The sequence below is a fragment of the Luteimonas deserti genome (assembly GCF_013425765.1).
Taxonomy (GTDB): Bacteria; Pseudomonadota; Gammaproteobacteria; order Xanthomonadales; family Xanthomonadaceae; genus Luteimonas; species Luteimonas deserti.
Genome location: NZ_JACCJZ010000017.1, coordinates 82,614 through 102,769 on the forward strand (window position 1 = coordinate 82,614; position 20,156 = coordinate 102,769).

The window sequence follows — 20,156 nt, forward strand, 5'->3', positions numbered from 1 at the left end:
CGCTCCGGCTTGAGACGAGCGACGGCGCCGGAAACGGCGCCGTTATCATGTGGGCGGGTCGGGGCACATCCGGCGCCGTCCGTTGTCCGCCATCCCGCGACCGCGAGCCATGACCATGTTCGACACCACGCCCCAGCTCGACTGCAACGGCCGCGTGCTGCGCCTGGACCGTCCGCGCGTGATGGGCATCGTGAACGTCACGCCCGATTCGTTTTCCGACGGCGGCCTCTACGGCGATGCCGAGTCCGCCGTCGCCCACGGGCTGCAGCTGGCGGAGGCTGGCGCGGACGTGCTCGACATCGGCGGCGAATCCACGCGACCGGGCGCCACGCCCGTCCCGGTTGACGAGGAGCTGCGGCGGGTGATCCCCGTCGTCGCAGGCCTGGCCGCACGCAGCGCAGTGCCGATCAGCATCGACACCTCGTCGCCCGAGGTGATGCGCGCCGCCGTCGACGCAGGCGCCGGCCTGATCAACGATGTCCGCGGGCTGCGTCGCGCGGGCGCACTGGAAACGGCCGCCGCACTCGGCGTGCCGGTGGTGCTGATGCACATGCCGGGCGAGCCGGACACGATGCAGGCCGCGCCCGCCTACGACGATGTGGTCGGCGAGGTGCACCGGTTTCTGGCCGAGCGCATCTTCAGCGCGGAGATGGCCGGTATCGAGCGCAAACGCATCGTGGTCGATCCCGGCTTCGGCTTCGGCAAGACCACCGCCCACAACCTCGCATTGCTCGCCCAGCTGGGCCGCTTCGCCGAGCTCGGCGTGCCGGTGCTGGCCGGCCTGTCGCGCAAGCGCAGCATCGGCGAGCTGACCGGGCGCGAGGTCGCGAGCGAGCGCTCGGCCGGCTCGCTGGCCGCGCACCTGATCGCGGCACAGCGCGGCGCTCGCATCCTCCGTGTGCACGATGTGGCGCAGACAGTCGATGCGCTGAAGATCTGGGTCGCGGTGGATGCCGTGCCGATGCCGCGCTCCGCGACACAGGCGCCGGCCATCCAATGGCCCGAGGGCATGTAGACCGATAGACGGGCCTGCGGGCTCCGAACGCTTGTCGGCAGTCGCGGCGGACGGCCTGCGCCGCGAAGCCCGGGATGTCGCGCGTGTGCCGAGCCGCGAAAGCGTCCCCGTGTGCTCCATGTGCCGGCCCAGACCACGCGTGGGAGGTGCGCGCGGCATGGCGCACCGTTGGAGGCATCCGGGCATCCGCGTAAGCTTGCGCCTCTGTTGCCGCGTCGCGGCCGGGGAGCAGGAATGAACGTCGACACGCCGCTGCTGGTCACCTTCACCGGGTATCTGCTGCTCATGGTGGGTATCGGGTTCTGGGCCTGGTATCGCACCCGTACCTTCGACGACTACATCCTCGGCGGACGCTCGCTCGGCAGCTACGTCACCGCGCTCTCGGCAGGCGCATCGGACATGAGCGGCTGGCTGCTGATGGGCCTGCCCGGGGCGCTGTATCTCACCGGCGCGTCGGAAGCCTGGATCGCGATCGGCCTGGTCGCCGGCGCTTATCTCAACTGGCGCTACGTGGCCGGGCCGTTGCGCGTGTACACCGAGCGGACGCGCAACGCGCTGACCCTGCCGGACTACTTCACCCATCGCTTCGAGGACCGGCAGAAGCTGCTGCGCGTCGTCGCGGCGCTGGTGATCCTGGTGTTCTTCGCGGTGTACTGCGCATCGGGCATCGTGGCCGGCGCGCGCCTGTTCGAGAGCGTGTTCGGGATCCCCTACGCCCGCGCGCTGTGGTGGGGCGCGGCCGCCACCATCCTCTACACCCTGGTGGGCGGCTTTCTCGCGGTCAGCTGGACCGACATGGTCCAGGCCACGCTGATGATCTTCGCCCTGCTGCTGGTGCCGGTGATCGTGGTGCTGAGCACGGGTGGCGTGGCGCCGAGTCTCGCGCTGGTGGAACAGGTCGACCCCGCGCGACTGGACTGGGTGGGTGCAGGCGGGGCCATCGCCATCGTATCCGCACTGGCCTGGGGCTTCGGCTACTTCGGCCAGCCGCACATCCTGGCCCGCTTCATGGCGGCCGACAGCGTAGCCACCATTCCGCGCGCACGCCGCATCGCCATGGGCTGGATGGTGCTGTGCCTGGCGGGTGCGTTGGCCACCGGCTTCTTCGGCATCGCGTATTTCGTGGCCAATCCGGCCGCAGCCGCGCCCGTGGACGCGAACCCCGAGCGGGTGTTCATCGTGCTCTCGGAAGTGCTGTTCAATCCCTGGGTCGCCGGCATCCTGCTCTCGGCGATCCTGGCCGCGGTGATGAGCACGCTGTCGTGCCAGCTGCTCGTGTGTTCCAGCGCGCTGACCGAGGATTTCTACCGCGGCTTCGTACGCCCGCTCGCCGGCCATCGCGAGCTGGTGTGGGTCGGGCGGCTGATGGTCGCGCTGATCGCACTGCTGGCGATCTGGATCGCGCGCGACCCCGAAAGCCGGGTGCTCGGTCTCGTGGCCTACGCCTGGGCAGGCTTCGGCGCCGCGTTCGGTCCGGTGGTGGTGCTGTCCCTGTTCTGGCAGCGCATGACGCGCGACGGCGCGATCGCCGGCATCGTCGCCGGTGCACTGACCGTGGTGCTGTGGCGGATGACCGGCAGCGCGCTCTACGAAATGGTGCCCGGCGTCATCGTCGCGACACTGGCGATCGTGGTCACCAGCCTGCTCGGGCGCCCACCGTCGCAGGCGGTGCAGGCCACGCACCAGCAGGTGCAGCTGTCGTTGAAGGAGACCGGCTACTGATGCGTCGATCGGCGAGGCCCGCATGAGCGCCGCGCACCCGCGCGCGATCGCGCTGATGGGCCCGACGGCCTCCGGCAAGACCGCCCTCGCGCTCGACTGGGCCGAGCGGTTCGGCGGTGAGATCGTCAGCGTCGATTCGGCGCTGGTCTATCGCGGCCTCGACATCGGTGCGGCCAAACCGGACGCCGCCGAGCGCGCACGCGCACCGCATCACATGCTCGACCTGCGCGATCCCTGGCAGACGTATTCGGCCGCCGAGTTCGCGCACGACGCGCGCGCCGCGGTGCAGGACATCCTCGCCCGCGGCCGGCTGCCGATCCTGGCGGGTGGCACCGGCCTGTACTTCGCGGCGCTGCTCGACGGCCTTTCGCCGATGCCGCCGGCCGATGCCGCGCTGCGTGCGCGCATCGCGGCGGAAGCGGCGGAGCGCGGCTGGCCGGCGCTGCACGGCGATCTCGCGCGGCACGATCCCGGGGCCGGGGCGCGGATCAAGCCCGGCGACGCACAGCGCATCCAGCGCGCGCTCGAGGTGTATCGGCTCACCGGGACGCCGATCAGCGAGTGGCAGCGCCGCGCGCCCGAGACCGCGCCTTTTCCGGCCCGCGTACTGCAGATCGCGGTGGCGCCGGCCGAACGCGCCGTGCTGCACCGGCGCATCGCCCTGCGCTTCGACGCGATGCTCGCGGCAGGATTCCTCGACGAGGTGCGCGCCCTGCGCGCGCTGGCACCGTTGCGTGCCCACCCCGCGCCGCTGGAACTGCCGGCGATCCGCGCAGTGGGGTACCGCCAGGCCTGGGAATTCCTCGACGGGCACGGGGATGCGGCCGGCATGCGCGAGCGCGCGATCGCCGCGACGCGCCAGCTCGCCAAGCGGCAGACGACCTGGCTGCGCGGTCGCCCGGGCCTGGCCTGGTTCGATCCGGCCACCGCGGGCACGGCCCTCGAGGCGGCCGTCGCGCGCTTTCTGGTCTGATCCCGCCGACTGCGCGCACGTTTCCGGCAGCCCGCCGGCCGGCGCCGTCCGTTGCCCACGGCGGTTGTGTACCATCGTGCGGGCGTCGTGCGGGGAGCGCGGCGTCGGGTCAGCACCCGATAACAACAACCACGCTGGGGAACCACGAATGTCCAAGGGGCAATCCTTGCAGGATCCTTTCCTGAACGCACTGCGGCGCGAACGTGTGCCGGTCTCGATTTACCTCGTCAACGGCATCAAACTGCAGGGCACGATCGAATCGTTCGACCAGTTCGTGGTGTTGCTTCGCAATACCGTGAGCCAGATGGTCTACAAGCATGCGATTTCGACCGTGGTGCCGGCGCGCAACGTGCGCGTGGCGCCTGGCGGCGGTGTCGTCGAGTCCTCCGATGGCGGGGATGGCGCATCGGACGAATCCGATTGATCCCACGCATCTCCCAAGAGGTTTGACCCCACTTTGTTCGAACGCTCCCGGAAGGGTGAAAACGCGCTGCTGATCCAGCCGCATGCGCACGGCCCGGCCGACGAGGGCGCGCTGGAGGAATTCTCCGAGCTCGCCCGGTCCGCCGGTGCCCAGGTAGCCGCGGTGATTCCCGCGCGCATCGACAAGCCCAACGCCGCCACGCTGATCGGCAGCGGCAAGCTCGAGGAAGTGAAGGCCGCCGTCGAGGCGACCGGCGCAGACCTGATCCTCGTCAATCACCGGCTCTCTCCCGGCCAGGAACGCAATCTCGAGAAATACCTCGAGCGCCGCGTGGTCGACCGGACCGGCCTGATCCTCGACATCTTCGCCCAGCGGGCACGCAGCCACGACGGCAAGCTGCAGGTCGAGCTCGCCCAGCTCAGGCACATGGCGACGCGCCTGGTCCGTGGCTGGACCCATCTGGAGCGCCAGCGCGGCGGTTCGATCGGTCTGCGCGGCCCCGGCGAGACCCAGCTCGAGACCGACCGCCGGTTGCTGCAGAAGCGTGTCGAACAGCTGCAGGCGCGCCTCGAGAAGGTGGAGGTTCAGCGCACCCAGATGCGCCGCGCCCGCGTGCGCAGCGAGCTGCCGCGCGTCGCCCTGGTGGGCTATACCAATGCCGGCAAGTCGACCCTGTTCAACACGTTGAGCGGCGCCGATGCCTACGCCGCCGACCAGCTGTTCGCGACCCTCGATCCCACCGTGCGCCGTGTGGATCTGTCGGGCGGCAGCATCGTTCTGGCCGACACCGTCGGCTTCGTCCGCGATCTGCCGCACGAGCTCGTCGCCGCGTTCCGGTCCACGCTGAGCGAGGCCCGCGAGGCCGACCTGCTGCTGCACGTCATCGACGCCGCCGATCCGCTGCGCAACGAGCGCATCGCCCAGGTGGACAAGGTGCTCGGCGAGATCGGTGCCGGGGATCTGCCGCAGTTGCTGGTGTTCAACAAGATCGACCGGATCGAGGGCGCGACCCCACGTTACGACCAGGACCCCGCGGCCCTGGCCGACGACGCGGTGCGCGAGAGCGTCTGGATCTCGGCCCGCGAGGGCCAGGGTCTCGACCTGCTGGCCGAAGCGCTGGCGCGTCGGCTCGGCATCCGCCGGGTCGCCGGCGAGCTGCATCTGCCGTCCGATGCGGGACGTCTCCACGCCCGCCTGCACGCGCTGGATGCCGTGCGCGCCGAGACCGTGGACGAGCAGGGCTGGCGACTCACCGTGGATCTGGCACTCGCCGACGCCGCGCGTCTGGCCTCGCAGTCCGACGGCGGCCCCCTGCGCGTACTGCTGCCGCCGGACGAGGACGAGACGTTCTGAGGTGCCGGGCGTCGCGCGCCGATGATCCGGCGTGTGCCGCCCTGCGTAGTTACCCCGACGGACCCCCGCCGGCGTCAGCCGGTTAGACTATGCGACCCCCGCGCCGCCCCGGGCCGGCGCGTCCCAGATTGGAGCAGGCATGGCCTGGAACATTCCCGGCAAGAACAAGGACAACGACGCCCCGGACCGCAAGGGTCCCGAGGGCAGCGAACCGCAGAACCCGTGGCCGCCCAGGCGGACCGGAGGCAGCGGTCGCGGCGGGCGTGGTGGGCGTGGACGCGGCGGTGGCGGCATGGACCGGGCGCTGGCCCAGTTCCGCGACATGTTCGGCGGTGGCGGCGGCAATCCGCTGCGCTGGATCGCCATCGGCCTCGTGGTCATCCTGCTGCTCAACTGTTTCGTGCTGGTGGGTGAAACCCAGCGCGGCGTGGTGCTGCGTTTCGGCAAGATCGCCCGGGTCATGCAGCCCGGCCCGAACTTCAAGCTGCCCTGGCCGGTGGAGCGTGTGACCAAGGTCGACGCCACCACCGTGCAGTCCTACAGCAACACCGTGCCGGTGCTCACCCGCGACGAAAACATCGTGGTCGTGTCGTTCAACGTGCAGTACCGCGTGGGTGATCCGACCCAGTTCCTGTTCGGAACGCGCAGCGCCCGCGAGGTGCTGGAGCAGACCGCGGTGAGCGCCGTGCGCGAGCAGATCGGCCGCGCCAATCTCGACACCGCGCTCAACGCGCGTGGTCCCTTGTCGACCGCAGCGCAGACCTCGTTGCAGGCCTCCCTGGACAGCTACCGCACGGGATTGTTCGTCACCGAGCTCAACCTGCAGGACGCGCGTCCGCCGGAGGAGGTCAAGCCGGCGTTCGACGAGGTCAACAGCGCGCAGCAGATGAACGAGCGGTTGATCAACGAAGCCCGCGCCTACGCCGCGAAGATCGTGCCGGAAGCCCGAGGCGAGGCCGCGCGCATTCGCGCCCAGGCCGAGGGCTACAAGGAAGCCGAGATCGCCCGTGCCACCGGTGACGCGACCCGCTTCACCCTGCTGGTCGACGCCTACCGCGGCGCGCCCGACGTCACCCGTCGCCGCCTCTGGCTGGAGACCGTGCAGCAGGTGCTCGGCAACAACCGCACCGTGGTCGGCGGCGATGGCCGCCAGCTGATCTACGTGCCGATGGGGCAGGGCGGCAGCGCCCAAGCCGCGCCGTCGCTGCTGCCGCCGGAGGTGTTGTCCCCGGCCATCGAGGCCACCCGCGCGCCGGTCCAGGAACCCGCGGCGCGCAGCTCGCAGTTGCCGCGTCCGCCGCGTGATGGAGCCGTCCGATGAGACTCAATTTCGTCATCCCCCTTCTGATCGTCGTGCTGCTGGGCCTGATGGGCTCGGTATATGTAGTGCGCGAGGGTCAGGTGGGCCTGGTGCTCAACCTCGGACGCGTCGCCCGTACCGACATCGGCCCGGGTCTGCACTTCAAGATTCCGCTGGTGGAAACCGCGCGGGTGTTCGACCGCCGCTTCGACGCGAGCGCGTTCTCGCCCGAGCGATCGCTCACCTCCGAGCGCAAGGACGTCAGCGTCGATTTCGTCGCCATCGTCTTCATCAGCGACGTCACCCAGTTCTTCCGCGCCACATCCGGCAACGAGGACAACGCCAAGCTGCGTCTCGAGCCCATCATCAAGAACTCGCTGCGCAACGAGATCAACGCCAACACGCTCACCGAGCTGGTGTCGGGCAACCGCTCGGAGTTCGTCGAGCGCCAGCTGCCGGCGATCAACGAGGCCGCGCAGTCGCTGGGCATGCGGATCGTCGACATCCGCCTCAAGCAGATCGACCTGCCCACCGACAGCGAGGTCATCGGCCAGGTCTACGACCGCATGCGCGCCGAGCGCCGCCAGGTGGCCGCCGCGCTGCGCGCCGAGGGCGAGGAGCAGGCACGCGCGATCCGCGGCCAGGCCGATCGCGAGCAGGTGGTGGTGACCGCCGAGGCGGAACGCGACGCGCAGACGCTGCGCGGTGAAGGCGATGCCGAAGCGACCCGCATCTACGGCGAGGCCGCCAACCGCGATCCGGGCTTCTACGCCTTCCAGCGCAGCCTCGAGGCCTACCGCGCCGCCTTCGAGAAGGGCGACAGCGTGATCGTGCTCGAGCGCAACGATCCCTTCCTGCAGTACATGCGCAGCGATCGCTGACCGGCCGACCGATGTCGGATCTGTGGGCCGCGTTGTGTCTGGTGCTCGTGCTCGAAGGGCTGCTGCTGTTCGCCGCGCCGGACATGTGGAAGCGGGCGGCGGTGCAACTGCTGTCGCTCCCCACCGGCATGCTGCGACGCGTCGGTGCTGGCGTCTTGGTCGTCGGTCTGATCGCGCTGTACTTCGTGCGCGGCGCCTGAGCGGAACGCGTCTAACGCCGTTCGCGCCCGCCGCGAATGTGACCTTCCGGTCGACCCTGATGTCACGTGCACGACGCGTTCGTCCGGACGGTGCGATCGAGCGGCACCGAACGTTTTTCGCCCCCGGGTGAGGCCAGTGTCGGCGCACGCCGCCGAGCCATCCAGACACCGGCGCCAAGCGGCGAGCCGGCCGGCCCCACCGGATCCGGCCTCATCCAGCCGGCGTCTGCAGGGGCTGGGGGTAGAGGCGAACATCCCGTCATCGGGACCTGCCGCCACGGTGCGCTCGCATCCAGCGACCGCACGCCGTCACCTTCCTGTGGGCCGGCGATCCCTGCACCGTACCCAGCCGAGCCAGCGGCATCCTTCATGGCTGCGGATTGCCGGCGCGCTGCGACACTGCGTTCACCGTCCGGACGCACTGGCGTCGGCGTGTTCCCGCCTGCGCGCAGCTACGCGCTGTGCCCCCGTCGGCGCGACCCGGCGGGAGGTGCGCACACACGCTGCGCCCACGCCGGACCGCGACAGCCATTTCGGGCGCCGGGGAGTCCTCGGCCGACGGCGAGCGGATGCGTGAAGGGGGTGGTCACGGTCGCTGCACGCCCCGGAGGCGCCAGTGGACCCACGCCGGGCATCCGGTGCATCCGATGTACCCACCTGAAGGCGCCCGGCGTACCGGTGGCCCCGAGCCCCTGATATCCGGATAATGCGGAAAAGCCGGACGGGCCGACTCGCATCAGAGTGGACCGCCGGCTTTTTCCGTGTCCGGCCCTGCGTGGCGGTCGTCTCCCCGATGGAGCGGCCAATCACCGCACAAGGCCAGCCGGTCCCTTCCTGCGGCCCCGATGGCCGCAACGCGAACCAGGAGTCACGAGATGGGTCAGTCAGTGGTGGTGATCGGCGCCCAGTGGGGCGACGAGGGCAAGGGCAAGATCGTCGACCTGCTCACGCAGGACATCGGCGCCGTCGTGCGCTTCCAGGGCGGCCACAACGCCGGCCATACGCTGGTGATCGCCGGCAAGAAGACCGTCCTCCATCTCATTCCCTCGGGCATCCTGCGCGACGACGCGCTGTGCCTGATCGGCAACGGCGTCGTGCTCAGCCCGGCCGCGCTGATCAAGGAGATCGGCGAGCTCGAAGCGGCCGGTGTCGAAGTGCGTTCGCGGCTGAAGATCAGCCCGGCGACGCCGCTGATCATGCCGTACCACATCGCGCTCGATCAGGCCCGCGAGAAGGCTGCCGGCGGCAAGGCCATCGGCACGACCGGACGCGGCATCGGCCCGGCATACGAAGACAAGGTGGCGCGTCGCGGCATCCGCGTCGCCGACCTGCATTACCCCAAGCAGCTCGAAGAGCTGCTGCGCACCGCGCTGGACTATCACAACTTCGTGCTGACCAAGTACCTCGGCGTCGAGGCGGTCGATTTCCAGAAGACCTATGACGAAGCCCTCGCATTCGGCGACTACGTCGAGCCGATGAAGAGCGACGTCGCCGGCATCCTTCACGACCTGCGCAGGCAGGGCAAGCGCGTGCTGTTCGAAGGCGCCCAGGGCGCGCTGCTCGACATCGACCACGGCACCTATCCCTACGTCACCAGCTCCAACACCACCGTCGGCGGTGCGCTGGCCGGCACCGGCGTGGGCGCGGATGCGATCGATTACGTGCTCGGCATCGCCAAGGCCTATGCCACGCGCGTCGGCGGCGGCCCGTTCCCGACCGAACTCGACGACGAGATCGGCCAGGGCATCCGCGACCGCGGCCAGGAATACGGCGCCTCGACCGGCCGCCCGCGTCGCTGCGGCTGGATGGACATCGTCGCGCTCAAGCGCGCCGTGGCCATCAACGGCATCTCCGGCCTGTGCATCACCAAGCTAGACGTGCTCGACGGCATGAAGACGCTGAAGATCTGCATCGCCTACGAGTACCGCGGCAAGCGCACCGAGTACGCCCCGCTCGACGCGGCCGGCTGGGACGAGTGCACGCCGGTGTACCTGGAATTCCCGGGCTGGGACGAGAACACCCACGGCGTCACCGAGTGGGACAAGCTGCCCCCCGCGGCCCGAGCCTATCTGCGTGCGCTGGAAGAACTGGCGGGCTGCCCGATCAGCATCGTCAGCACCGGTCCCGACCGGGCACACACGATGGTGCTGCAGGACCCCTTCGCTTGATCGAGGCGTCCGCCGGACAGGAGAAAACCCCGCGAAAGCGGGGTTTTTTCTGATGCAGTCGCTCAAGTACCTCGGCGGCTACCCGCCGGACGTTCAGGCGCGCGTGCGCGAGCTGATTGCGCAGGATCGGCTGGATGCACTGCTGGCCGCGAAGTACGCCGACGCCCACACCGTACGCAACGACGGCCAGCTCTACACCTACGTGCAGGCGCTCAAGGACCGCCACATGCGCAAGGCCGCGCCGCTGGGCAAGGTGATCTACGACGGCAAGCTGCAGGTGATGAAGCACGCCCTGGGCACGCACACCACCATCTCGCGCGTGCACGGCGGCAAGCTCAAGGCCAGCCGCGAGATCCGCATCGCCAGCGTGTTCCGCGACGCCCCGGCGGCGTTCCTCCGGATGATCGTGGTGCACGAGCTGGCGCACATGAAGGAGGCCGAGCACGACAAGGCCTTCTACCAGCTGTGCACCCATATGGAACCGGACTACCACCAGCTGGAATTCGATCTGCGACTGTATCTGACGCATCTCGATCTGCATCCGCCGGGATCTGCCACGGAAGCGCGGCGGCGCTGAGGCCTGGCGAGACACCGCCCGCGCGGACAGGAGCGCCGCCTCGGGTGGGTGCGGCCTCGTCGGAGCCGGTCCGCGCGTCGGCGTCGAGAAAATCCTGCCTTCAATCGATAATGGTGCCGGTTCGACCCGCCACTCCGTTCGATGCCATGCTCTCGCGATTCGACACCGAAACCGCGTGTGTGGCTCGTGCACCCCAATCAAGGACGATCCGATGTTCGCAGCGCTGTTCGACACCATCTTCAATCGCACGCCCGGTCCCGACGCATTCGCCAGGCGTTTCTTGGATGCACTGCGAGCACAGGGGTGGCAGGAGGAGATGGTTCACCAGCCGGACCAATTCAGACTGGTGGGTGCCAGTGGCTTCGTCGTCTATCTGCACAACGCGTATCACGCATACCTCAAGGCGAGCCGTCGCCATCGCGCGCACGTCCTGCAGCATTACGTCTCCGGTTTCGTCGCCGAGCGGGAGGAAAGTCGCCGGGAGAAGCCCTTCGAGGAACTGCGCCCGACGTTGATGCCACTGCTCCGCAATCGCGGCATGCTGGAAGAGTTGAGGCTCGAACATGTCCTCTCCCATGGCGTGGAGGTGCCCTTCGGCAGCGCGTGGCGTGATGTCGCCGAGGACTGCGTCGAGCTGCTTGCGCTGGATCTCCCCGAGACGACCTCCACCCTCGTGGCGGGGCCGCCGGCGGCGTGGGGTCTCACCCTGGACGAGAGCCTGCTCATCGCGCGCGGCAACCTGCGCGATGCGACGACCGACCAGTTCGTCGAGGTCGCGCCCGGCGTGTTCCGCGGCGCGTGGCAGGACGCCTACGACAGCAGCCGCGCCCTGTTGCCCGATGTGCTCCATCGTGTCCCGGTGGCCGGGCAACCGGTGTTCATGATGCCCACGCGCGATTGCCTGCTGGTGGTGGGCGATCGTGATGCCGGGGCGATGTCGGTCATGCTCGAACTGAGCCTGGAGGCGGCCGAGGCGGGCCGCTGCATTTCCTCACTGGCGTTCGCCTACGAGGATCGCAGGATCGTGCCGTTCACGCTGCCCACGCGTGAGCACCGGCAACGCCAGGCCGATCTGCGCCGGATGCTCGACGCCCCGGCCTACCATCGCCAGAAGGAACTTCTGGATCGGATCCACCAGGCGAGAGACGAGGACATATTCGTCGCGGCGTTCCTCGTCCATGCGGATCCGGACGAGGGCGGGTGCGAGATATCCCTGGGCACCTGGACCGACGGCGTCGACACCCTGCTGCCGGTGACGGACCGCATCGCCCTGGTGAGTCCCCGTGAGGAGGGCGGGGCGGACGTGAAGATTGTCGAATGGCAACAGGCAGCCGCGGTGTGTGCCGAGCTGATGGAACGACAGCCCACGCTGTACCCGCCGCGCTACCGCGTGCGCGCGTTTCCCGATGATGCGCAGCTCCGGCAACTGACCCCGGTCGGGTGGAAGCTCACGCAGACAGCAGCCGACAACGCTGCTTGACCACAGACGCGCGTCCGTTCGGCTTCGTCCTCTCTACGGCAGTGGCGTGTCCGGGCGGGCGGCAGACCTTGTCGAAGCCGGGCCTGGCCGCCCGGCTGTCCACGTTTCGCTGTGTCGTGTCCGGGGGCGGCAGCGGAGGACCGCCCGGTCTGTCGCTACGTTCCGTACGTAGAGGTCGGCACCCAGGTGAACCGCGCCGGCCTCGCTATGCACGATCGCACTGCGCCGCCGAATGCGCGCTGTCGACATCCGGTCGCGCACCATCGGCGCGAGGAGCCGGCCATGACCGACACTGCATACACCACCATCCACGACCCCGGCGCTGCGCCGATCAAGCTGTGGACGCGCGGCGTGCCGCTGGAAGACGAGGCGCGCGCGCAGCTACGCAACATCGCGAAGCTGCCGATCATCCACACGCACATCGCGGTGATGCCCGATGTCCACCTCGGCAAGGGCGCGACCGTGGGCTCGGTGGTGCCGACGGTCGGCGCGATCATTCCGGCCGCAGTGGGCGTGGATATCGGCTGCGGCATGATCGCCGCGCGTACCACGCTGATGGCGGGCGATCTTCCGGACACGCTCGCCAGCGTGCGCCACGCGATCGAACGCGCGGTGCCGCATGGCCGGGTCGCGGCGCGTGGCAAGCGTGACCCCGGCGCATGGGCCTCGCCGCCGCAACGCGCGGTCGAAGCCTGGGCCTCGTTGGCGAGAGGCTTCCAGCGCATCACCCACGCGCACCCGCGGCTGGCGAAGACCAACAACCTGCATCACCTCGGCACGCTGGGCACCGGCAACCACTTCGTCGAGCTCTGCCTCGACGAGGCGCAGCGCGTGTGGTTCATGCTGCACTCGGGCTCGCGCGGCGTGGGCAATGCCATCGGCACGCACTTCATCGAGCTGGCCAAACAGGACATGGGCCGGCACATCGCCAACCTGCCGGACGTCGACCTGGCCTACCTGCGCGAAGGCAGCCCGCACTACGACGATTACGTGTTTGCGGTGGAATGGGCGCAGCGTTACGCGCGCATCAACCGCGAGATCATGATGCAGCACGCGGTGGACGCCGCGCGCCGCGTGATATCCAAGCCGTTCGAGGCGCAGGCCGAAGCGGTCAACTGTCACCACAACTACGTCAGCCGCGAGCACCATTTCGGCGAGGACATCTTCGTGACACGCAAGGGGGCGGTGAGCGCGCGCACGGGCGAGCTGGGCATCATTCCCGGCAGCATGGGCACGTGCAGCTACATCGTGCGCGGGCTCGGGAATGCCGAGAGCTTCCACAGCTGCAGTCACGGCGCCGGGCGGGTGATGAGTCGCACGCGTGCGCGCAAGCTGATTTCCGTGGACGATCACGCCCGTGCGACCGCGCATGTCGAGTGTCGCAAGGACGCCGAGGTGGTCGACGAGTCGCCTGCCGCCTACAAGTCCATCGAAGCGGTGATGGAGGCGCAGAAGGACCTGGTGGAAATCGTGCACACGCTGCGGCAGGTGGTCTGCGTCAAGGGCTGACCGCTGCAGCATCCATCAGCCGGTCCGCTTGCCAGTCCGCACCGCAGCGAGCCCGTCGTCGACAGCGGCCTGCGTGCCATCTCGCAATCGGGCCACCAGGGTGTCGAGCGTTACACCAGGCGCGGCCGACAAGACGGCCCAGTTGTTGCGTCCGTGGTGCTTCACCCAGTAAAGCGCGGCATCGGCCAGTTCCACCATGTGCTCCCAGTGTAGATCGACCGCCTCGCTGGCAAGGGCCTGCTCGGCAAAGCCGACGGAGCAGGTGATCGATAGCGGCGCGTGCCCGGTGGCCCGGAAGCGATGGGCTGCCACCTCCGAGCAGATTCGCGCGCCAATGGTCTCCACTGACTCGCCCGGCATGGGCCGAAGCACGAGCAGAAATTCCTCACCGCCCCAGCGGATCGCATAGTCGCTGCTGCGCACCAGGCCGGCGAGCACCAACGCGAACTGCTGCAGCACGTCGTCACCTGCCTTGTGGCCCAGCGTATCGTTGATACGCTTGAAGTGATCGATATCCACCAGAGCGAAGAACAACGCATGCGGTAGCGCGTGCGGCGAACGGGCTTCGCGCGCATAGAACGCAACGTCCAGCGGAAGTTGCCGGGCTGCATACCGGCGATTGCGCAGGCCGGTGAGTACGTCGGTTTGGCTCGCTTCCTCCAGCTGATGGTTGGCTTCATCCAGCTGACGGGTACGCTCGGCCACCAGGTCTTCCAGTTGCGCGTGCTGCGCGTGTGCGGCCTCCGCCAGCAGCCGCAGCGATCGACGGCCACCGACACGCTGTCCATGGATCGTTTCCATCAACATCAGCGGCAGGATGGCGAAGACGTTGAGGAAGGCCAGCAGCAGCAAGGTGTCGAGCGTGGATTCCGGCGAACGGAACGCAGACAGGCCCAGACCGGTGAGGGAGGTGACTACGAACACCGCGGCCGCGGTGGACACGGCGGTCCAGAGGCGGCCGAACCGGAACGCGGCCCACACCAGCAGCGCCAGCGGGAATGCCACCATGCCGAGCGCGTAGGCGGTGTCCTGCGAGCCCACCCAGAACAGGAACAGATAGGCTCCGGCGCACGTCAGCACCCACACCGCGCGCTCGGCCATCGGCGCGTAGTCGGATCGGAGCGGGGCATCCTTGCCACGGTAGGTGCGTGCCACCAGCAACAACAGAGTGGGCGCCACGCAGGCGATGCCGAGCAGATCACCGAGGGCCCACTTCATGAAGGCCGCAGCGGCGCCTGCCGCCGGCACCATGCCGGCGGTGAGCAAGCCTGCAGTGCCGATGGCCGCAGCGACGGCCGACATCGCCAGTGCGCCGCCGAGGATCGCCAGCACACTGATCGAGCGATGCGGGGTCATCGTGCGGGCGACGTGCAGCACGGTCGCGCCGGCCAGGGCGCCGAGAAGGTTGCCCAGCATCGAGAACGGCACGAAACCGACCGGTACCGAAACGAACGACAGATGCGCGACCAGTACTGCAGCCGGAATGATTGCCGCCCAGCGCGGCCCGAACCCCACCACCGCCGCAAACCCCACACCGGCGGCCGGCCAGAACAACGTGACCGATGACGGACCGACGACGAAGGCGGTCGCATACCAGATGCCGAGCACGTACAGCGCCGTCAGCAGCGTCGCTTTCAGCGCCACCGTAAGCGGTCGGGTGACTGGAGTGTCGCTTGTATTCATGGTGTCGGGTTTAGACCGATGGGTGTCACGGCGCGTCCTGGCGCACGGCGTCAGACGTGGGGGGATGCAAGATCCGGGCCGCAGCAGGGGCGCACGGAGTGGGAAGGGCGGCGCAGACTCCGGTTGGTCGACGCGTCAGCCGCTGCCGGTCCATCGTCCTGATTGGCAGCAGCGCCTGCCTGAAGCCGCGCGGCAGTAAGGTGCGCGGCGTCGAGCCGGATGTTCGGGCCGAGTGTCTGCTGTGAGCCCGTCCCATGCCATCGCGCCGAGTGGAGGCCAAACGCGGACCGCTCAGTGCCGCATTCCCGCTGCGCCTGCCGTATGTTTTGGCGAGCGGATTCTCGGGGCAGCGCCGCTCGCGTGCATGGTCCGCAGCCGTGGTCTGCCGTCACCGCATCGCGCGTGCCGGGCTGATACGGTGCCGGGCCCCCGATCCTTCCCGTTGCGATGCGCATACTCGTTCGTCTGCTGACACTCTCCGCAGTGCTGGTTCTTGTCGCGTGCCGCGGCAGCGACACGCCCGAGGCCACCGCGAGCCTGACTGTGGCCCTGGCCACGCCGCAGCAGCGCGAGGTGATCCGCGAGGTCGTTGCGTCGGGCGCCGTGGCCGCGTGGGAGGACGTGTCGGTGGGGGTCGAGCTCTCCGGCCTGCGCGTGGCCGACGTCGAGGTGGAAGTGGGCAGCGTGGTGGCCGCGGGCGACGTGCTGCTGCGGATCGACGACCGCACGCTGGCCTCGCAGCTCGCGCAGTCGGATGCCGCCGTCGTCGAAGCGCAGACCAATCTCGCGACCGCGCGGCGCCGTGCCGCGCGCGTGCGCGAACTCGCGAACGAACGGCTGGTCGCCCTGCAGGACGCCGAGCAGGCCGAGGCCGAACGCGACAATGCCCAGGCACGCCTCAACACGGCGATGGCCAGCCGCGACGCCGCGCGCGTGCAGCGCGAATTCACCGTGGTGCGCGCGCCAGTGGCCGGCGTGGTTTCCGCGCGCAGCGTGCAGCCGGGACAGGTGGTGGGCGCGGGCGGGGAACTGCTGCGGTTGATCCGCGACGGCCGCCTGGAATGGCGCGCGGAACTGGCCGAGGCGGATCTGCTGCGCGTGGACGTCGGTACGCAGGTCCGTGTGGACACGCCGGTCGGCCCGGTTGCGGGCACGGTGCGCACGATTTCGCCGGGTCTCGATGCACAGCGCCGCACCGGCACCGTCTATGTGGACCTCCCCGAGCCAGGCCCGCTGCGCGCAGGCATGTTCGCCCAGGGCCGGCTCGCCCTCGGCCGCGCCCAGGCTCTCCTCGTGCCCAACGACGCAGTGGTGCGCCGCGACGGCCGCGCCTACGTGTTCACCGTGCAGGCCGACAATCGCGTGCGCGAACAGGGCGTCGCCGTGGGTGCCACGCATGGCGGGATGATCGAGGTGACCGGGGGCCTCACGGTGGACGATCGTGTGGTGGCGCGCGGCGCCGGTTTTCTCGGTGATGGCGATCTCGTCCGGGTGGTCGACGGCGATGATGCGGCGGACGCCGCCGATGCAGCGCCCGACGCCGCGCGAGGCGCCGCGTCGGGCACCGCGCCCGCGGGAGCGGGGACCACGCGTCCCGCCACGCGAGATGCCGCCAGCGGAACCCTCGTCGAATGAATTTTTCCGCCTGGTCGATCCACCGGCCGCTGCCGGCCATCCTGGTCTTCATCCTGCTCACCGCGGCCGGCCTCGTCGCCTTCAACCGGCTCGCGGTCTCGCAGTTCCCGGATCTCACCGTGCCGGTGGTCAACGTCACCGTGGTGCTGCCCGGCGCCAGCCCCAGCACGCTGGAGACCCAGGTCACCCGGCGCATCGAGGATGCGACGGCCAGCATCCCGGGCCTGCGCAACATGGCCTCGATCGTCAACGAGGGCGTCTCCACCACCATCCTCAATTTCGAGATCGAGAAGGACGGCACCCTCGCCAAGGACGAGGTGCGCGACGCGATCGACCGCGTGCGCATCGACCTGCCGGCGGATGTCGAGCCACCGATCGTCTCGCTGGTCAACGTCACCGGTGGCGACATGCTCACCTATGCCGTCACTGCCGACGGCTGGAGCGACGAGGAACTCAGCTGGTACATCGACGACGCCGTGTCCAAACGCCTGTTCGCGCTGTCGGGCGTGGGCTCGGTCCGGCGTATCGGCGGCGTGGACCGCGAGATCCGTGTTGCCCTGCGCCCCGAGGCGGTGCAGGGCTTCGGCGTGAGCCCGGCGCTGATCAGCCAGCAGCTGGCGCGCATCCAGCAGGAACAGCCCGGCGGGCGCACCACCGTGGGCGGCAGCGAGCAGGCCGTGCGCACGCTAGGCACGGTGGAGACTGCGGCGGATCTCGCCGACTACCCGATCTTCATGCCCGACGGCCGCAGCGTGCGCCTGTCCACGCTGGCCACGGTGAGCGACGGCAACGCCACGCTGAGCCAGCGCACCACGCTCGACGGCCGTCCGGTGATCGGTTTTGCCGTGCAGCGCACCACCGGCTCGAGCGAGGTGGACGTGGGCAATACCGTGCGCGCCACGGTGGCGGAGCTGCAGCAGCAGCAACCGCGCGTGCGCATGGTCGAGGTGGCCTCCAGCACCGAAGTGGCGGAGAACTCCTACCGCTCCTCGATGCACATGCTCTACGAGGGCGCCGCGCTCGCGGTGGCGGTGGTGTTCTTCTTCCTGCGCGACGTGCGCGCCACGCTGATCTCGGCGATCGCGCTGCCGCTGTCGATCATTCCCACCTTCGCGGTGATGTACTGGCTGGGCTTCAGCCTCAACATGATCACCCTGCTGGCGCTGGCCGTGGTGGTGGGCATCCTGGTGGACGACGCCATCGTCGAGGTCGAGAACATCGACCGGCATCTGCGCATGGGCAAGAGCCCCAAACAGGCGGCGCTGGAAGCGGCCGACGAGATCGGCCTGGCGGTCATCGCCACCTCCTGCACGCTGGCCGCGGTGTTCATCCCAGTCGCGTTCATGCCGGGCATTCCGGGCAAATTCTTCCGCGAGTTCGGCTGGACCGCCGCGGCCGCGGTGATGTTCTCGCTGCTGGTGGCGCGCCTGATCACGCCGATGATGTCGGCCTATCTGCTCAAACCGCTGCCCGAGCACTCGGGCGACTCGAAGCTCATGCAGTGGTACCTGCGCCTGGTGGACCGCGCGCTGCGCTACCGCAACCGCACGCTGGCGATCGCGCTGGGCATCTTCATCGGGTCGCTGGCGCTGCTGCCGCTGCTGCAGGTGACCTTCATTCCGCCGGCGGATGGCATCCAGAGCAACGTGCTGATCGAACTGCCCCCCGGCACCGCGCTCGACACCACCGTGGACGTGGCCGAAACCGCGCGCCAGCGCATCGCCGACATTCCGGAGATCACCCACGTCTTCGTCACCGCCGGCAGCAATTCCGGCGCCAACGGTCCGGCAGGGGATCTCACCAGCGCCGAGCTGCGCAAGGCCACGCTGACCATCCGCTGGACCGACGACCGCAAGCTCAACCAGTACCAGCTGGAATCCCAGGTCCGCGAGCGCCTGGCGGACCTGCCCGGCGTGCGCCTGAGTTTCCAGGGCGGCGAACCCGGTCGCGCGCTGCAGCTGGTGCTGGCGGGCGACGACCCGGTGCATCTGGCCGCCGCCGCGCGCGATGTGGAGCGCGAGATCCGCCAGTTGCCGGGCCTCGGCACTGTAGGCTCGTCTGCCGCACTGGTGCGGCCGGAAATCATCGTGCGACCCGATCCCGCGCGCGCCGCGGATCTGGGCGTCTCCACTGCCGACATCGCCGCCACCACCCGCGTGGCCACCCGCGGCGACTACGAACAGTTCCTCGCCAAGCTCAACCTGCCCGAGCGCCAGATTCCCATCCGCGTGCAGCTCGACGAGCGCGCGCTGTCGGACCCCACGCTGCTCGGCCAGCTGCGCGTCCCGACCGCCAGCGGTGGCAGCGTGCCGCTGTCTTCGGTGGCGGACATCACCACCGCCAGCGGCCCCTCGCAGATCGACCGCTTCGACCGCCGCCGCAACGTCACCATCACCGTCGATCTCAACGGCATGGCCATGGGCGAGGTGGAAAAACAGATCGACCGCCTGCCCGCCATCACCAGCCTGCCCCCCGGCGTGGAGCGCCAGGCCGCCGGCGACAGCGAGATCTTCGCCGAGATGTTCGGTGGCTTCGCGATGGCCATGGTGGCCGGGATCTTCTGCGTCTATGGCGTGCTGCTGCTGCTCTTCAACCACGCCAGCCAGCCCATCACCATCCTCGTCGCGGTGCCGCTCGCCGCCTGCGGTGCCTTCGGCGCGCTTCTGATCACCGGCCTCGACATCTCGCTGCCGGTGCTGATCGGCCTGATCCTGCTGATCGGCATCGCCGTGAAGAATTCCATCCTGCTGGTGGATTACGCGGTGATGGCCGAAGGGCAGGGCATGGCCCGCCACGAAGCCTTGATGGACGCCTGCCACAAGCGCGCCCGCCCGGTGATCATGACCACCCTTGCCATGGGCGCCGGCATGATGCCGATCGCGCTCGGCTTCACCGCCGATTCGAGCTTCCGCATGCCGCTGGCCGTCGCGGTGATCGGCGGCCTGATCACCTCCACGGTGCTCAGCCTGATCGTGGTGCCGGCGGCGTTCACGCTGGTGGATGACGCGGAGACCTGGGTGGTGTCGAAGTTTCGGCGATGGGACGGTGCGGCCCCGCTGGCGCGCTGAGCCGTGGATGCATGAGGCGGGGACGGGGCGCGGTGTCCACGCCCGGACCGGCCTCGGACCCGCGCCGGCGATGGCCGTCGACGGCTTCGATGCTTTCCGGAGTGCCCGCTACATCATCGGCTTCCCAACCCCGCAAGCTGGAGAGTCGCGTGTCTGAGGGTGCGCAGG

At 69.3% G+C, this 20,156-nt stretch carries 15 protein-coding genes; 14 read left to right on the forward strand and 1 reads right to left on the reverse strand.

Annotation, left to right across the window (positions count from 1 at the left end; genetic code table 11):
• Window positions 1-115: 115 nt before the first annotated feature.
• The 12 genes from folP (at window position 116) to H0E82_RS09710 (ending at window position 13,602) form a co-directional block, all read left to right on the forward strand.
• A complete protein-coding gene (gene folP, locus H0E82_RS09655; RefSeq protein ID WP_180545563.1) occupies window positions 116-1,015 on the forward strand; it encodes a dihydropteroate synthase in 900 nt (299 codons plus the stop codon).
• Window positions 1,016-1,249: 234 nt separating this feature from the next.
• Window positions 1,250-2,737, forward strand: coding sequence for a sodium/proline symporter PutP (putP, locus tag H0E82_RS09660; RefSeq protein WP_180545251.1), 1,488 nt, complete (start codon window positions 1,250-1,252; stop codon window positions 2,735-2,737).
• A gap of 22 nt (window positions 2,738-2,759) precedes the next feature.
• Window positions 2,760-3,710 (forward strand): tRNA (adenosine(37)-N6)-dimethylallyltransferase MiaA, encoded by a 951-nt coding sequence (gene miaA, locus H0E82_RS09665; RefSeq protein ID WP_180545252.1) that lies wholly within the window; start codon window positions 2,760-2,762, stop codon window positions 3,708-3,710.
• A gap of 148 nt (window positions 3,711-3,858) precedes the next feature.
• Window positions 3,859-4,134: an RNA chaperone Hfq gene (gene hfq / locus H0E82_RS09670; RefSeq protein WP_180545253.1), complete on the forward strand. Its 276-nt coding sequence runs from the start codon at window positions 3,859-3,861 to the stop codon at window positions 4,132-4,134.
• 33 nt (window positions 4,135-4,167) lie between these two features.
• Window positions 4,168-5,487, forward strand: coding sequence for a ribosome rescue GTPase HflX (gene hflX / locus H0E82_RS09675; RefSeq protein WP_180545254.1), 1,320 nt, complete (start codon window positions 4,168-4,170; stop codon window positions 5,485-5,487).
• 139 nt (window positions 5,488-5,626) lie between these two features.
• Complete coding sequence (gene hflK / locus H0E82_RS09680) at window positions 5,627-6,808, forward strand: FtsH protease activity modulator HflK (RefSeq protein ID WP_180545255.1); 1,182 nt, start codon at window positions 5,627-5,629, stop codon at window positions 6,806-6,808.
• Window positions 6,805-7,668: a protease modulator HflC gene (gene hflC / locus H0E82_RS09685; protein ID WP_180545256.1), complete on the forward strand. Its 864-nt coding sequence runs from the start codon at window positions 6,805-6,807 to the stop codon at window positions 7,666-7,668. Before hflK ends, hflC begins: the two co-directional genes overlap by 4 nt.
• Window positions 7,669-7,679: 11 nt before the next feature.
• Window positions 7,680-7,868: a DUF2065 domain-containing protein gene (locus H0E82_RS09690; RefSeq protein ID WP_180545257.1), complete on the forward strand. Its 189-nt coding sequence runs from the start codon at window positions 7,680-7,682 to the stop codon at window positions 7,866-7,868.
• An 875-nt stretch (window positions 7,869-8,743) separates the two neighbouring features.
• Window positions 8,744-10,036 carry an adenylosuccinate synthase gene (locus H0E82_RS09695; protein ID WP_180545258.1) on the forward strand — a complete coding sequence of 431 codons (1,293 nt, stop codon included), beginning with the start codon at window positions 8,744-8,746 and terminating at the stop codon, window positions 10,034-10,036.
• Between the two features lie 52 nt (window positions 10,037-10,088).
• Window positions 10,089-10,613: a YgjP-like metallopeptidase domain-containing protein gene (locus H0E82_RS09700; protein WP_180545259.1), complete on the forward strand. Its 525-nt coding sequence runs from the start codon at window positions 10,089-10,091 to the stop codon at window positions 10,611-10,613.
• A 211-nt stretch (window positions 10,614-10,824) separates the two neighbouring features.
• Window positions 10,825-12,093, forward strand: a complete 1,269-nt coding sequence (locus H0E82_RS09705; protein ID WP_180545260.1) for a DUF1444 domain-containing protein — start codon at window positions 10,825-10,827, stop codon at window positions 12,091-12,093.
• A gap of 282 nt (window positions 12,094-12,375) precedes the next feature.
• Window positions 12,376-13,602 (forward strand): RtcB family protein, encoded by a 1,227-nt coding sequence (locus tag H0E82_RS09710; RefSeq protein WP_180545261.1) that lies wholly within the window; start codon window positions 12,376-12,378, stop codon window positions 13,600-13,602.
• 15 nt (window positions 13,603-13,617) lie between these two features.
• Here H0E82_RS09710 and H0E82_RS09715 read toward each other — a convergent pair whose 3' ends face one another.
• Window positions 13,618-15,285, reverse strand: a complete 1,668-nt coding sequence (locus tag H0E82_RS09715; RefSeq protein WP_180545262.1) for a sensor domain-containing diguanylate cyclase — start codon at window positions 15,283-15,285, stop codon at window positions 13,618-13,620.
• A gap of 447 nt (window positions 15,286-15,732) precedes the next feature.
• Here H0E82_RS09715 and H0E82_RS09720 point away from each other — a divergent pair, with 447 nt between their 5' ends.
• A complete protein-coding gene (locus tag H0E82_RS09720; RefSeq protein WP_180545263.1) occupies window positions 15,733-16,920 on the forward strand; it encodes an efflux RND transporter periplasmic adaptor subunit in 1,188 nt (395 codons plus the stop codon).
• On the forward strand, window positions 16,917-19,988 hold the full coding sequence (locus tag H0E82_RS09725) for an efflux RND transporter permease subunit (protein ID WP_180545264.1): 3,072 nt from the start codon (window positions 16,917-16,919) through the stop codon (window positions 19,986-19,988). Before H0E82_RS09720 ends, H0E82_RS09725 begins: the two co-directional genes overlap by 4 nt.
• Window positions 19,989-20,156: the final 168 nt, after the last annotated feature.

Bases quoted from the DNA above. Each gene is read 5' to 3' on its own strand.
- H0E82_RS09695 (WP_180545258.1), top strand. From the start codon at position 8,744: ATGGGTCAGTCAGTGGTGGTGATCGGCGCCCAGTGGGGCGACGAGGGC.
- H0E82_RS09710 (WP_180545261.1), top strand. From the start codon at position 12,376: ATGACCGACACTGCATACACCACCATCCACGACCCCGGCGCTGCGCCG.
- hflK (WP_180545255.1), top strand. From the start codon at position 5,627: ATGGCCTGGAACATTCCCGGCAAGAACAAGGACAACGACGCCCCGGAC.
- folP (WP_180545563.1), top strand. From the start codon at position 116: ATGTTCGACACCACGCCCCAGCTCGACTGCAACGGCCGCGTGCTGCGC.
- putP (WP_180545251.1), top strand. From the start codon at position 1,250: ATGAACGTCGACACGCCGCTGCTGGTCACCTTCACCGGGTATCTGCTG.
- H0E82_RS09725 (WP_180545264.1), top strand. From the start codon at position 16,917: ATGAATTTTTCCGCCTGGTCGATCCACCGGCCGCTGCCGGCCATCCTG.
- H0E82_RS09690 (WP_180545257.1), top strand. From the start codon at position 7,680: ATGTCGGATCTGTGGGCCGCGTTGTGTCTGGTGCTCGTGCTCGAAGGG.
- hflC (WP_180545256.1), top strand. From the start codon at position 6,805: ATGAGACTCAATTTCGTCATCCCCCTTCTGATCGTCGTGCTGCTGGGC.
- H0E82_RS09705 (WP_180545260.1), top strand. From the start codon at position 10,825: ATGTTCGCAGCGCTGTTCGACACCATCTTCAATCGCACGCCCGGTCCC.
- hfq (WP_180545253.1), top strand. From the start codon at position 3,859: ATGTCCAAGGGGCAATCCTTGCAGGATCCTTTCCTGAACGCACTGCGG.
- H0E82_RS09700 (WP_180545259.1), top strand. From the start codon at position 10,089: ATGCAGTCGCTCAAGTACCTCGGCGGCTACCCGCCGGACGTTCAGGCG.
- H0E82_RS09715 (WP_180545262.1), bottom strand. From the start codon at position 15,285: ATGAATACAAGCGACACTCCAGTCACCCGACCGCTTACGGTGGCGCTG.
- miaA (WP_180545252.1), top strand. From the start codon at position 2,760: ATGAGCGCCGCGCACCCGCGCGCGATCGCGCTGATGGGCCCGACGGCC.
- H0E82_RS09720 (WP_180545263.1), top strand. From the start codon at position 15,733: ATGCGCATACTCGTTCGTCTGCTGACACTCTCCGCAGTGCTGGTTCTT.